General features: G+C 75.4%; 12 protein-coding genes. 6 read left to right on the forward strand and 6 right to left on the reverse strand.

The annotated features are described in order from the left end of the window. Positions 1-64 precede the first annotated feature (64 nt). Positions 65-1,333, forward strand: coding sequence for an MFS transporter (locus FHX32_RS15055; RefSeq protein WP_167182852.1), 1,269 nt, complete (start codon positions 65-67; stop codon positions 1,331-1,333). A gap of 86 nt (positions 1,334-1,419) precedes the next feature. Here the strand turns inward: FHX32_RS15055 and FHX32_RS15060 are convergent, their stop codons facing one another. Then, positions 1,420-2,490 (reverse strand): DUF4037 domain-containing protein, encoded by a 1,071-nt coding sequence (locus tag FHX32_RS15060; protein WP_167182855.1) that lies wholly within the window; start codon positions 2,488-2,490, stop codon positions 1,420-1,422. 126 nt (positions 2,491-2,616) lie between these two features. Between FHX32_RS15060 and FHX32_RS15065 the strand changes: the two genes are divergently transcribed. Both FHX32_RS15065 and FHX32_RS15070 read left to right on the forward strand, forming a co-directional pair. After that, positions 2,617-2,844 (forward strand): hypothetical protein, encoded by a 228-nt coding sequence (locus FHX32_RS15065; protein ID WP_167182858.1) that lies wholly within the window; start codon positions 2,617-2,619, stop codon positions 2,842-2,844. A gap of 43 nt (positions 2,845-2,887) precedes the next feature. Continuing rightward, complete coding sequence (locus FHX32_RS15070) at positions 2,888-3,817, forward strand: 5'-3' exonuclease (RefSeq protein ID WP_208418933.1); 930 nt, start codon at positions 2,888-2,890, stop codon at positions 3,815-3,817. 39 nt (positions 3,818-3,856) lie between these two features. On the opposite strand, the gene FHX32_RS15075 is transcribed toward FHX32_RS15070, so the two are convergent. Continuing rightward, positions 3,857-6,634 carry a DEAD/DEAH box helicase gene (locus FHX32_RS15075; RefSeq protein ID WP_167182863.1) on the reverse strand — a complete coding sequence of 926 codons (2,778 nt, stop codon included), beginning with the start codon at positions 6,632-6,634 and terminating at the stop codon, positions 3,857-3,859. A gap of 87 nt (positions 6,635-6,721) precedes the next feature. Between FHX32_RS15075 and FHX32_RS15080 the strand changes: the two genes are divergently transcribed. Next, positions 6,722-7,486 (forward strand): HAD family hydrolase, encoded by a 765-nt coding sequence (locus FHX32_RS15080; protein WP_167182865.1) that lies wholly within the window; start codon positions 6,722-6,724, stop codon positions 7,484-7,486. A 40-nt stretch (positions 7,487-7,526) separates the two neighbouring features. Here FHX32_RS15080 and FHX32_RS15085 read toward each other — a convergent pair whose 3' ends face one another. Continuing rightward, a complete protein-coding gene (locus FHX32_RS15085) occupies positions 7,527-8,381 on the reverse strand; it encodes a LysR substrate-binding domain-containing protein (protein ID WP_167182868.1) in 855 nt (284 codons plus the stop codon). A gap of 69 nt (positions 8,382-8,450) precedes the next feature. Here FHX32_RS15085 and FHX32_RS15090 point away from each other — a divergent pair, with 69 nt between their 5' ends. Beyond that, positions 8,451-9,365: an EamA family transporter gene (locus FHX32_RS15090; protein ID WP_167182870.1), complete on the forward strand. Its 915-nt coding sequence runs from the start codon at positions 8,451-8,453 to the stop codon at positions 9,363-9,365. Here FHX32_RS15090 and FHX32_RS15095 read toward each other — a convergent pair. Beyond that, positions 9,328-10,263, reverse strand: a complete 936-nt coding sequence (locus FHX32_RS15095) for a diacylglycerol kinase (protein ID WP_167182872.1) — start codon at positions 10,261-10,263, stop codon at positions 9,328-9,330. The two genes, FHX32_RS15090 and FHX32_RS15095, sit on opposite strands and share 38 nt — an antisense overlap. Before the next feature lie 110 nt (positions 10,264-10,373). On the opposite strand from FHX32_RS15095, the gene FHX32_RS15100 reads away from it, so the two are divergent. Continuing rightward, entirely contained in the window at positions 10,374-11,183 is an 810-nt protein-coding gene (locus tag FHX32_RS15100; protein WP_167182875.1) for a formate/nitrite transporter family protein, read from the forward strand. Positions 11,184-11,246: 63 nt separating this feature from the next. Here the strand turns inward: FHX32_RS15100 and tatC are convergent, their stop codons facing one another. Together tatC and tatA are read right to left on the reverse strand one after the other, a co-directional pair. Beyond that, positions 11,247-12,197 carry a twin-arginine translocase subunit TatC gene (gene tatC / locus FHX32_RS15105; protein ID WP_167182877.1) on the reverse strand — a complete coding sequence of 317 codons (951 nt, stop codon included), beginning with the start codon at positions 12,195-12,197 and terminating at the stop codon, positions 11,247-11,249. Between the two features lie 17 nt (positions 12,198-12,214). Beyond that, the gene (gene tatA, locus FHX32_RS15110; RefSeq protein ID WP_167182880.1) at positions 12,215-12,502 is read right to left on the reverse strand and encodes a Sec-independent protein translocase subunit TatA; all 288 of its coding nucleotides are present in this window, start codon (positions 12,500-12,502) and stop codon (positions 12,215-12,217) included. Between the last annotated feature and the right edge of the window lie 175 nt (positions 12,503-12,677).

Below are 12,677 nucleotides of genomic sequence, written 5' to 3' on the forward strand. Positions count from 1 at the left end.
CGCCCCGACTATAGTCCGTTTCAGTTTGGAACGGACTGGCTCGGTCGAAACGGGGGCGGACGACATGGGCGTCGGGCAGCGAGCCGGGGTGTTCTGGCGCTGGTGGACCGCCGGCACGACCAGCCAGGTCGGGTCGGCGGTCGGCGCGGTGGCGCTGCCGCTGACCGCGCTCACCGTGCTGGACGCCAGCGCGTTCGAGATGGGCCTGATCGCCGCGGCCAACTACGTGGCCTGGCTGGTGATCGGCCTACCGGCCGGCGTCATCGTGCAGCGGCTGCCGCTGCGCGGCGCGCAGGTCGGCGCCGACCTGGCCCGGGCGGCGGCCGTCGCGTCGATCCCGCTCGCCTGGTGGTGGGGCCACCTGACGGTCGCCCACCTGGTGGTCAGCGCGCTGGTGATCAGCTTCGCCAACGTGCTCTTCGACGTGGCCAACTCGACCTTCCTGCCGAGCATCGTCGAGCGGGAGCAACTGCACGCGCGCAACAGCCTCACCTCCGCGACCTACGCGGCCTCCCAGCTCAGCGGCCCCTCGCTCGGCGGCCTCGCCGTACAGGTGCTGGGGGCGGTGCCGACCCTGCTGGTCGACGCCGCCAGCTACCTGGTCTCGGCGGTGCTGCTGCGGACCCTGCCCGCCCGCCGCGCGGACGCGCCGGACCGGTGGCCGCCGATGGGCGAACTGATCCGGCAGGGCTGGCGCTTCGTCGCGCACCACCCGGTGATGGGCCCGAGCATGTGGGCCGCGACCGCGATCAACTTCGTCTGCGGCGCCCAGCACGCGCTCTACCCGCTCTACCTGGTCCGGGAGTTGCACGCCCCGGCCGGCCTGGTCGGTGTGCTGCTCGCCGTCGAGGGCGTCGGCTCGCTGCTCGGCGCCGCACTCACCCCTCGGATCACGGCCCGGCTCGGCACCGCCCGGGCACTGGTCGTCGCCGGCGTGGTCGCCGTCGGCGGCGCGTTAGTCGTCCCACTGGGCACCGGCTGGCCGGCGTACGCGGCCTTCGCGGTCGGCAACGTGGTCTTCTCCGTCGGGGTGGTCGTCCTCAGCGTGACCACCCGGACCTACCGACAGATCGCCAGCCCACCCGACCTGCTCTCCCGGGTGATGGCCACGGTCCGGTTCGTCTCCTGGGGCGCGATCCCGGTCGGCGGACTGGTCGCCGGTGCCCTGGCCGCCGCTCTCGGCGCCCGGGTCACGCTGCTGATCTTCGCCGGCGCGGTCGTGGGTGCGCCGCTGGTGCTGCTGCTCTCCCCCGTCCGCCGGCTGCGCGACCTCACCGACCACGACCGGGAGACCGACGACCAACCCGCCGTCCCGGTGCCGGCCGGTCGCTGACCCGCCGCCGGCCGGGCGGGCCGCACGGCGATGGTCACCGGTGGCGGCGGCCGCTCGCCGGGGTGCTCGCGATGACCGGGGCCGGGTCAGCTCAGCGCGCCGGCCACCCGGCGGGCCCGACGGGCTTGGGTCAGCACGTCGACGCTGTCCACGTACTGGTCGACCGCGCCGAGCGGCGGGCGGTCCCGCAGCGCCGGATCGACGATGGCGGCGCGCAGCGCGGCGGCGACCCGGCCGGCGTCCAGCACCAGGAAGGGCCGGCGGTGGAACGGCCTGGCCCGGGCGCGCACGGGGTCGGCCAGCCCGGTGGCGTCGGTCCAGCCGGCCACCGCCTCCAGGGCGCGGACCAGCCCGTCCTGGCGCCGCGGCCAGTCCCTGGGACCGAGCGCGTCGGACAGCGCCGCCACCACCGGCGCCGCGTCCGGCAGCCGGCTGAAGACCGTGCCCAGCCACTTGTCGTACGGCGGCCAGCGGCGCCGGGTCAGCAGGCCGAGCCGCATCAGGTCCCGGGCCAGCCCGGCGGTGACGGTGCGGCTGCCCAGGTCGTCGCCGACCTCGGCGCAGCGGCCCGGCAGGTGCTCCGCCTGGGCGATTCGGGTCCACCCCGCGCGGAGCACGTGCCGCCACACGTCGTCGGGGTACCACGTCAGGGCCGCCCGGCCGGCGGTGAGCGCGCCGTCGAGGCCGTCGTGGAAGACCGCGCCGCCGGTCAGCTCGGCCAGCCGCTGGGTGGGGGTGGCCAGCCAGTCCGCGGTGCTCACCCCTGCCGTCGGATCAAAGCCGAGCCGATCGTGCCACCAGCCGCCCAGCTCGTGGACGCTCACCCCGTGCCGCACGCCGGCCCGGTCCGCGACGCCCAGTCGGGCGTCCGCGCCGGCGAACCGGGTCGGCCAGCCGAGGAACTCCGCCGGCAGGCCGGCGTCCAGCGCGGCGCGTACGCCGGAGACGCGCCCGGCGTCGCGGGCGTCGACGAACAGTTGGACCCGCGGCCCCCAGTCGTGGTCGGTCGATCGGGGCGTGTCCAGGCCGAGCAGCTCGGAACCGCCGTCCAGCAGTCCGGCCGCGTACCGCAGACCCGGGCAGTGCCGGCGCAGGACCGGGACCACCACCTCGTCGTGGAACCGGCGGGCCAGGTTCAGGCCGGGAAGGAAAGCCACGCCGAGCAGTCTGCGCCAGCGAGCCGCCCGGCCGCATCCCGGTTCCGGCGTGCCGCCGCCGGACCCTCGATAGCCTGAGGTCAGGCGTCCGGCGACGGGCGCCGACGGGCGAAAGGACCGATGCCGGTGGCAGCCAACGACGCGGACCGCGCCGCGGCGCGCCGCCGCCGGCTGCTCTGGTCCGGGGTGCTCGCGCTGGTCGGCCTGCTGCTGCTCGTCGTCGGCCTGACCATCGCCGACGGCGCCACCGCGTGGATCGAGGTGACCGCCGCCATCCTGCTGCTGGTGGTCAGCTACGCCCTGCAGTACGTGGCCCGCCGGGAGACCGTCTACCGGCCGGACGACCGGAGCTGACCCGGGCGGGCCGTCCCCCCGATCGTCGGTGGGCTGTGCCAGGCTGTCGGATGTGGCACAGCAACCCCCGATCCTGCTCGTCGACTCGCCCAGCCTCTACTTCCGGGCCTACTTCGGCATTCCCGAGTCCGCCGCCCGAGCCGAGGACGGCAGCCCGGTCAACGCGGTACGCGGCTTCCTCGACATGCTGGCGACCCTGATCCGCACCCGCCGGCCCGACCGGATGGTCTGCGCGCTCGACCACGACTGGCGGCCCGACTGGCGGGTGGCGCTCCTGCCGTCGTACAAGGCGCACCGGCTCGCCCCGGAGGGCGGCGAGGTGGTGCCGGACACGCTCACCCCGCAGGTGCCGGTCATCCTCGACGTGCTCGACGCCATCGGCATCACCACCGTCGGCGCGGCCGGCTACGAGGCCGACGACGTGCTCGGCACGCTCTCGGTCACCCAGCCCGCGCCGGTCGAGGTGGTGTCCGGCGACCGCGACCTGTTCCAACTGGTCGACGACGCCCGCCCGGTGCGGCTGCTCTACGTCGGGCGCGGCGTGGCCAAGCTGGAGGACTGCGACGACGCCGCGGTGCGCGCCCGCTACGGGGTGCCCGCCGACCGGTACGCCGACTTCGCGGCGCTGCGCGGCGACCCCAGCGACGGCCTGCCCGGCGTGCCCGGTGTCGGCGAGAAGACCGCTGCCCGGCTGGTGACCCGCTACGGCGACATCGCCGGCATCCTGGCCGCCCTGGACGACCCGGATTCCGGTTTCGCTCCCGGCCTGCGCGCCAAGCTCGCCGCCGCCCGGGACTACCTGGCGGTGGCGCCGAAGGTGGTCAAGGTCGCGCTCGACGTGCCGCTGCCCGACCTGCCCACCGACCTGCCGACCGCCCCGGCCGACCCGGACCGTCTGCTGGAGCTGGCCCAGCGGTGGAACCTGGCCGGCTCCGCCCGCCGCCTGGTCGACGCCCTCGCCGCCCACCCCTGACCGGCCACCGGCCCGGCCGGAAGCCGGCCGACGGCGGCGTCAGGCGGCGGCGTGGTACGCCAGCACGCCCCGGTTGACCGCGGCGATCGCCTGCCGGGCGGTGGACCGCAGCTCGGCCGACGCGCCACCGGAGTCGGCGAGCTGGCCGAGCAGGTCGACCACCTGCCGGGCCCACCGGACGAAGTCACCGGCCGGCATCTCCCCGTCGATCTCGTGGCCGCTGGCCAGCACCTTGGCCAGCGGCTCACCCCGCGCCCAGCGGTAGATCGGCCAGGCGAAGCCCAGGTCGGGCTCGCGGGTCACCGCCAGCCCCCGGGACGCCTCGTCGGCCTCGATCTCGCTCCACAGCTTCAGCGTGGCGTCCACCGCCTCGGACACCCCGCCGCGCGGCAGCGAGGCCCGCTCGTCGACGTCGCGGCGCGCCTCGAAGACCACCACGGAGACCGCGGCGGCCAACTCGGCCGGGGAGAGGCCGTCCCACACCCCGCGCCGCAGGCACTCCGCGACCAGCAGGTCGGCCTCGGTCCAGATCCGGCCCAGCATCCGTCCGGCGTCGGTCACCGCGCCGTCCGGCGCGAGGTAGCCGCGCGCGGTGAGCAGGGCGACGATCCGGTCGAAGGTACGCGCCAGCGAGCCGGTCCGGCCGGCCACCCGCTGCCGCAGCTCCTCGGTGTCGCGTTCCAGCCGGCGCCGCCGCTCCGCCCAGCGGGCGTGCTCCTCCCGGTCCGGGCAGGCGTGGCAGGGGTGCCGGCGCAGCTCGGCGCGGAGCTGGCTGAGCCGGTGGTCCTCGCCGACGGCCTGCCGGGACCGGCCGCGCCGCCCGCCGTGCCGGTCCAGCCCGGTGCCGCTGACCTCGGCGGCGAGATCCCGCCGGGCGGCCGGGGAGCGGTGGTTGAAGTGCTTGGGCACCCGGATCCGGGCGAGCACCTCGGCCGGGGTGGTGAAGTCGCCGGCGCTGACCCGCCCGGCCCAGCGGTCCTGGGTGAGCACCAGCGGGCGGGGCTCGCCGAACCCGCCGGTCGCCGGGTCCAGCACCACCGCCAGCCCGGCCCGCCGGCCGGACGGCACGCGGATCACGTCACCCACCCGCAGCCGCTCCAGCGAGGCCACCGCGGCCGCCTTGCGCTGGCTCTGCCCCTGCCGGGCGAGCGCCCGTTCCCGGTCGGCGACGGCCACCCGCAGCGCGAAGTACTCGTCGAAGTCGCCGTGGTGGCAGACGGCCTCGGCGCCGTACGCCTCGATGGTCTCGGTGTTGCGCTGCACCTGCCGGGCCAGGCCGACCACCGACCGGTCGGCCTGGAACTGCGCGAACGACGACTCCAGCAGCGCCCGGGCCGGCTCCGCGCCGACCGTGCCGACCAGGTTCACCGCCATGTTGTACGAGGGCCGGAAGCTGGACCGCAGCGGGTACGTACGGGTCGACGCCAGGCCGGCCACGTGCCGCGGGTCGGTCTCCGGGGACCACATCACCACGGCGTGCCCCTCGACGTCGATGCCGCGCCGGCCGGCCCGGCCGGTGAGCTGGGTGTACTCCCCCGGGGTCAGGTCGACGTGCGCCTCGCCGTTGTACTTGACCAGCCGCTCCAGCACCACACAGCGGGCCGGCATGTTGATGCCCAGGGCGAGCGTCTCGGTGGCGAAGACCGCCTTGACCAGGCCGCGGACGAACAGTTCCTCGACGACCTCCTTGAACGCCGGCAGCATGCCCGCGTGGTGCGCGGCCAGCCCGCGCTCCAGCCCGTCGAGCCACTCCCAGTAGCCCAGCACCGACAGGTCCTCGCCGGGGATGGCGGTGACCCGGGACTCCACCACCCGGCGGATCTCCGCCCGCTCCTCCGGCGAGGTCAGCCGCAGCCCGGCGGCCAGGCACTGCTGCACCGCGGCGTCGCAGCCGGCGCGGCTGAAGATGAACAGGATCGCCGGCAGCAGCCCCTCCCGGTCCAGCCGGTCGACGATGTCCGGCCGCATCGGGCCGCGCCAGCGGGGACCGCGCCGCCCGCCGCCCGGGCCGGCGCTGCGCCCCTCGCCCAGTTCCAGCCGGCGCATGGTGTCCCGGGTGTAGCGCAGCAGCTCCGGGTGCACGTCGTGCTTGCGGGCCGCATCGGCGTCGTGGAACAGGTCGAACATCCGCTTGCCGACCAGCATGTGCTGCCACAGCGGCACCGGCCGGTGCTCGCTGACCACCACCGCCGTCTCGCCGCGTACGGTCACCAGCCAGTCGGCGAACTCCTCGGCGTTGGAGACGGTGGCCGACAGGGAGACCAGCGTCACCGAGGCGGGCAGGTGGATGATCACCTCTTCCCAGACACCGCCGCGGAACCGGTCGGCGAGGTAGTGCACCTCGTCCATCACCACGTACGCCAGGCCCTCCAGGGTGGCCGAGCCGGCGTAGAGCATGTTCCGCAGCACCTCGGTGGTCATCACCACCACTGGCGCGTCGCCGTTGATCGCGTTGTCGCCGGTGAGCAGGCCAACCTGCGCGGCGCCGTAGCGGTCCACCAGGTCGTGGTACTTCTGGTTGGACAGCGCCTTGATCGGCGTGGTGTAGAAGCACTTGCGCCGGGCCCCGTCGGTCGCCTGGCCGGGCGTGCCGCGCAGCGCCAGGTGCACGGCGAACTCCCCCACCACCGTCTTGCCGGCGCCCGTGGGGGCGCAGACCAGCACCCCGCTGCCCCGCTCCAACGCCTGGCACGCCTCGCGCTGGAAGTCGTCGAGATCGAACCCCAGGTCAAGGGCGAACTCGTCCAGCGCCGGGAACTGGGAGGCCTGCGCGGCCCGGCGGCGCGCCGCGGCGTACCGCTCGGCGGGGCTCGACATGGCACCAAGATTAATGCGTGCCGGCGGCCGACACCGGACAAGGCCGCCCGATCGGGGCCGTCGGGGCCGGTCGGTAGGGTGCAGCACGTGCCGGACCATCCCGAACCGCCCCAGACACCCGCCCCGGGCAGCGCCGCCGCCGGTCCGAGGGCGAACCGCCGGCCCGTGAAGGCGGTCCTGTTCGACTTCCACGGCACCCTGGCCCAGGTCGAGGAGGCGCGCGAGTGGGTGCTGGCCGCCGCCGCGACCTGCGGGGTCACCCTGGAACGGGCCCGGGCCACCGCGCTGGCCGACCGGCTGCTCACCGCCGGCCGGGCGGGCGGGCCGCTGCCGGCCCGGGTGCCGCCCCGACTGGCCGAGCTGTGGGCCGACCGCGACCTCTACCCGCACGCCCACCGCGGCGCGTACACCGGGCTCGCCGAGACCGTGGACGCCGGCATCGACGGCTTCGCCGAGGCCCTCTACGAGCGGCTGCTGGTGCCCGAGGGCTGGGTGCCCTACCCGGACGCCCGGCCCACGTTGAGCGCGCTGCGCGAGGCCGGGGTGCGGGTCGGTGTGGTCAGCAACATCGGCTTCGACATCCGGCCGCACTTCGCCGCCTGGGGGCTGGCCGACCTGGTCGACGCGTTCGTGCTGTCGTACGAGGTGGGGCGCTGCAAGCCGGACCCGGCGATCTTCTGGCGCGGCTGCGGGATGCTCGGCGTCGACCCGGAGCAGACGCTGATGGTCGGCGACACCCCGGCCGACGCGGGTGCGGTGGCGGCCGGCTGCGCCGTGCTGGTGCTCCCGGCGGCCGAGGCCGGCCGGGAGAACGGCCTGGGCGCCGTGCTCGACCTGGCCCTGCCCGGCTGACCGCCGACGGCACCCCGCCGGCAGGGGTCGGGCTGGCGGTTCAGTCGCGGACGGTGTCCCGGGCCAGCGCGACGAGGTCGGCGACGGCCGGGTGGCCGGGCGGCTCGCGCCAGGCCAGCAGCACGGTGACCGGGGGCGCGTCGTTCAGCGGCAGGTACGCCACCGCCGGGCTGGGATACATCGCCGCGGTCGCCGCGGTGGTGACCCCGACCGCCCGGCCGGCGCTGATCGCCGCCAGCCAGTCGTCGGTGTTGGCCACCGGCACCACCGTGGCCGGCGCCCGGCCGGCGGGCCACAGCTCCAGGGTGGTGGTGCCGGTCGCGGCGTTCACCGCGATCGGCTGGTCGACCAGATCGGCCAGGGTGAGCACGGCCCGGCCGGCCAGCGGGCTGTCGGCGGGCACGGTGGCCAGCCGCGGCTCGTCGAGCAGCCGCTGGGTGCGGATCCCGGGCAGGTCCACCGGCTGGCGCAGGACCGCCACGTCCACCCGGCCCCGGGCCAGCCCGGCGGTGCGTTCGTCGATGCGCAGCAGCTCCAGCGGGGTGTGCGGGTGCTGCCGCCGCCAGCGGCGCAGCAGGGTCACGGTGTGCCCGCCCAGCGCCGACCAGGCGTGCCCCAGCCGGATCGGCCGGCCGCCCAGGTGCGCCGGGTCGAGCACGTCGTCGACCGCGGCCACCGCCGCGGCGGCGCGGTCGCGCAGCGCCCGGCCGGCGGGGGTGAGCGCCAGGTGGTGGGTGGAGCGGTCGGCGAGGCGTACGCCGAGGTGGGTCTCCAGCTGCCGCAGCGTGCGGGAGAGAGCGGGCTGGGTGAGCCGCAGCCGGGCGGCGGCCCGGGTGATGCTGCCCTCCTCGGCGATGGCCAGGAAGGCCCGCAGGTGGCGCAGCTCCACGGTCATGACCGCCAAGCATAAGCGCGGGCGAACCGGCATTTCCGCACGGCGACGCCGGCTCCTAGCGTCGGAAGGGTGACCGATACGCTGCGCCCCGTCCCACCCGCCCCCGTCGCCGTGCCACCGCGCCCGCGCGGCGGCCTGCGGGCGGTGGGGCTGGTGCTCGGCGGGGCGCTGTCGGTGCAGTTCGGCTCGGCCGTGGCCGCCCTGCTCTTCCCGCGCTCCGGGGTGGCCGGGGCGGTCACGCTGCGGCTGACCATCGGCGCGGTGCTGCTGCTGGCGGTGTGCCGGCCCCGGCTGCGTGGCCACCGTCCCGGCGACTGGGCGGCCGCCGCCGCGTTCGGGGTCGCCCTGGCCGGCATGAACTCGCTGTTCTACCAGGCCATCGAGCGCATCCCGCTGGGCCCGGCGGTGACCCTGGAGGTGCTCGGCCCGCTGACCCTGTCGGTGCTGGCCGCCCGCCGGCTGGCCAGTTGGTGCTGGGCGGGGCTCGCCGCGGCCGGGGTGGCCCTGCTCGGGCAGGGCGGCTTCGACCGGCTCAACCCGGTCGGCGCCGGCCTGGCGCTGGCCGCCGGCGCGATGTGGGCGGCGTACATCGTCTTCAGCGCCCGGGTCGGTCAGCGCTTTCCGGGCGCCGACGGGCTGGCCCTGGCGCTGGCCGTCGCCGCGCTGCTCACCCTGCCGGCCGGGCTGCTCGGGTCGGGCACGGCGCTGCTGGACCCGGCGGTGCTGGCGCTGGGCGCGACCGTCGCCGTGCTCTCCTCGGTGCTGCCGTACACCCTCGAACTGCTCGCCCTGCGCCGGCTGCCCACGCACACCTTCGCCGTGTTGATGAGCCTCGGCCCGGCCATCGCCGCGCTGGCCGGCTGGCTGGTGCTGGATCAGGCGCTAACCGTGCCGGAGGTGCTGGCGATCGGGCTGGTGATCGCGGCCAGCGTCGGCGCGGTGCGGGTCAGCGCAGCAGCCGCAGCGCCGCCGGCACAGCCGTGACGGTGACCGGCAGGTCCAGCACCCGCTCCCCGTCGGCGTACGTGGTGATGCCCTCGGCGGCCAACTCCACCTCCCGCACCCGGTAGCTGCGCACCAGCGGGTGCCGCACGTGGGTGCCCTGGTAGATGCTCGGCTTGACGCGCATCAGGGTGAGCCGGTCGAACCGCCCGCCGACCACCACGTCGAGCAGCCCGTCGCTGAGGTCCGCGTCCGGGCAGATCCGCATGCCGCCGCCGTAGCTGGGCGCGTTGCCCACCGCCACCAGCACCGCGTCCACCTCCTGCGGCTCGCCGTCGAGGCGCAGCTTGTACCGGCGTGGCCGCAGCCGGGCCAGCTCCACCAGGATCGCCAGGTCGTACCGGCGGGGGCCGCGCGGCCAGCGCATCCGGTTGGCGCGCTCGTTGACGATCGCGTCGAAGCCGGCGGCCAGCACCGCCCCGTACCAGCGCCGGGTGCCGTCGGCGCCGGTCAGCCGGGCCAGGTCGACCGGGTGGGTGCGGCCGGCGCGCAGCGCGTCGGCGATCACCTCGACGGCGGCGAGGGGGTCGGCCGGGAACCCGGTGTCCATGGCGAAGTCGTTGCCGGTGCCGGCCGGCACCGCACCGAACGGGACCGGCGTCCCGGCGACCGCCTGCAACGCCCGGTGCACGGTGCCGTCGCCGCCCACCGCGACCAGGGCGGCCACCCCGTCGGCGACGGCGGCGTGGCAGGCCGCCTCGGCCTGGTCGGCGCTGTGCGCCTCGAGCAGCCGCACCGGCCGGCCGGCGGCGGAGAGCCGGTCCAGCAGCCCGGGCAGCAGTCCTCGGTGCCGACCCCGGCCGGCGGTCGGATTGGCCAGCACGGCGACGGGACCGTCGGGGGCCACGGAGGGGTGATCGTCAGCGGTCACGGCGAGCACCGTACCCCCACCGGCAACCCCGCCGACCTCGGCCGGCAGGTCGTCACCGGCTGTCCGGACGGTGTCACCGACACCACGCTTAACGGTCAGGCCACCGGGGACACGCCGGCATGCCCGACAAGCGTCCCGACCGGTTCGCGGAGCCCGCGCGGCCGGAGCCGGAGGTCGAGGAGGCCTTCGGCCGGCTCGTCGAGGAGGGCACCGTACGGCTGGCCCGGCCCTGGCCGTCCCTGGTCGTCACGGGCCTGCTCGGCGGCGTGGACATCGGCACCGGCGTGCTGGCGTACCTGCTCGTCGCGGAGGTCACCGGGGAGCCGCTGCTGGCCGGCGCGGCGTTCGGCATCGGCTTCGCCGCGCTGCTGCTGGCCCGCAGCGAACTGTTCACCGAGAACTTCCTGGTGCCGGTGACCGCGGTGGCCGCCCGGCACGGCCACCCGCGCGCCCTGCTCCGGCTCTGGTCCGTCGCCCTCGCCGGCAACCTGGTCGGCGGCTGGCTGGTCGCCTGGCTGATCACCCGCGGCTACCCGGAGCTGCGGGAGACCGCGATCAGCACCGGCACCCACTACGCGCAGCTCGGCGTCAACCTGCGCTCGTTCGCCCTGGCGGTGCTCGCCGGCATGGTGATCACCCTGATGACCCGGATGCAGCACGCCACCGAGAGCCTCGGCGTCCGGCTGGCCGCGGCACTGCTGTTCGGCGCCCTGCTCGCCGCGGGGCAGCTCTTCCACAGCGTGCTCGACTCGATCTTCATGCTCGCCGCGCTCACCGCCGGCCGGGCACCCTTCGGCTACCTGGACTGGCTCGGCGCGCTCGCCTGGTCGGTGTTCGGCAACATCGTGGGCGGGGTGGGTCTGGTCGCGTTCCTGCGGATGCCCCGGGTGTCGCACCGGTTGGCCCGGGAACGGGCCCGCCACCGCTGACCCCGGTACGAGACGACGGAAGCCGCCCACCGGGGGCGGCTTCCGTCGTGGCTGCGCCGCGGGTCAGGTCATGTCGTCGTAGCGGCGGTCGATCGGCGCCGGCGCGGCGATCGGCTCCGGGGCGGTGATCGGCGCGCTGGCGTCCACCCGCTCCCCCGCCTCCACCGGCTCCCGGTCGAACTCCAGCGGCGATACCTCGTCGTCGGCGAGGCCGGCGTAGACCTCCTTGCCGCGTCCCCGGCGCTTGTCGTTGAGGAACGCGACACCGACGGCGGCGAAGTAGAGCGCGCAGAGGCAGATCGCCAGCGCGGTCATCCCGAACGGGTCCGGGGTGGGGGTGACCACCGCGGAGAAGGCGAAGAAGACGAAGACCGCCACCCGCCACCAGCCCAGCAGCCGCTTGGCGCTGGCGATGCCGACGAAGTTGAGCATCAGCACCAGCAGTGGGAACTCGAACGCCACCCCGAAGAGCAGGATGAGGTTGGTGACGAACGAGACGTACCGGGTGATGTCCAGGGTGGTGTTGATCTCGCTGCCGGAGATCTCCAGCAGGAACTCCAGGCCCTTCGAGGTGACGAAGTAGGCCAGCACCGCGCCGGCGGCGAACAGCGGCGCCGCCAGCGCGGTGAAGACGTACGCGTAGCGCCGCTCGTGCCGGTGCAGGCCCGGCGCGATGAACGCCCAGAGCTGGTAGAGCCAGACCGGCGCGGCGAGGATCAGCCCGACCCAGAGCCCGATCTTCAGGTTGAGCAGGAACAGGTCGGCGGGCCCGAGCTGGACGAAGTCGCAGGCGCCGTTGGTCGTCTGCGCCTGCGGCAGGTCGCAGTACGGCCGCTTGAGCACGTTCAGCACCGGGCCGGCGAGCCAGATGCCGAAGCCGAAACCGACCAGGATCGCCAGCGACGCCTTGAACAGGCGGTTGCGCAGCTCGCGGACGTGCTCGATCAGGGTCATCGAGCCGTCGGCGGCCCGCTGGAAGTTGCTCGGACCGCGCTTACGGAGACCGAAGGCCACGGTTGCGGGCCTTTCGGTCAGTTGTCGCGGACGCGGTGCACCGGGTCAACGACCGGCTGCTGCTGCGGCGGGGCCTGGTAGGGCGCCTGCTGCCCGGCGTGCGGCGGCAGCGGCTGGTAGCCGGCCTGCGCGTCGGCCTTCTCGGCCAGGTCGCGGTCGTCGTCGTGCAGGCTCTTGGTCTCGGCCTTGATGATCCGCAGCGAACGGCCCAGCGAACGGGCCGCGTCGGGGAGCCGCTTCGCGCCGAAGAGCAGGATCAGCACGACCACGAGTACGGCGATGTGCCACGGCTTGAGGGCACCCATGGGAAGCTCCAGTCGCTCTGTGTGTCTGGCAAGGGGTGTGTCGCAGCCCATCGTACGTGCGCCGAAGGCCGTTGCCACCCGCCGGGCGGTGGTGGTTCGTCCCGGCCGGTGAAGTCTTGACCAACCCCGAGTGTCCCGTCAACCGCCGGCGCCCGATCGTTCCTGCGCGCAATCC

The sequence above is a fragment of the Micromonospora sp. CNZ280 genome (genome assembly GCF_011759515.1).

Coding starts and splice junctions, on each gene's coding strand:
- FHX32_RS15055 (WP_167182852.1), top strand. CDS start 65: ATGGGCGTCGGGCAGCGAGCCGGGGTGTTCTGGCGCTGGTGGACCGCC.
- FHX32_RS15075 (WP_167182863.1), bottom strand. CDS start 6,634: ATGTCGAGCCCCGCCGAGCGGTACGCCGCGGCGCGCCGCCGGGCCGCG.
- FHX32_RS15085 (WP_167182868.1), bottom strand. CDS start 8,381: ATGACCGTGGAGCTGCGCCACCTGCGGGCCTTCCTGGCCATCGCCGAG.
- FHX32_RS15100 (WP_167182875.1), top strand. CDS start 10,374: ATGCCCGACAAGCGTCCCGACCGGTTCGCGGAGCCCGCGCGGCCGGAG.
- tatA (WP_167182880.1), bottom strand. CDS start 12,502: ATGGGTGCCCTCAAGCCGTGGCACATCGCCGTACTCGTGGTCGTGCTG.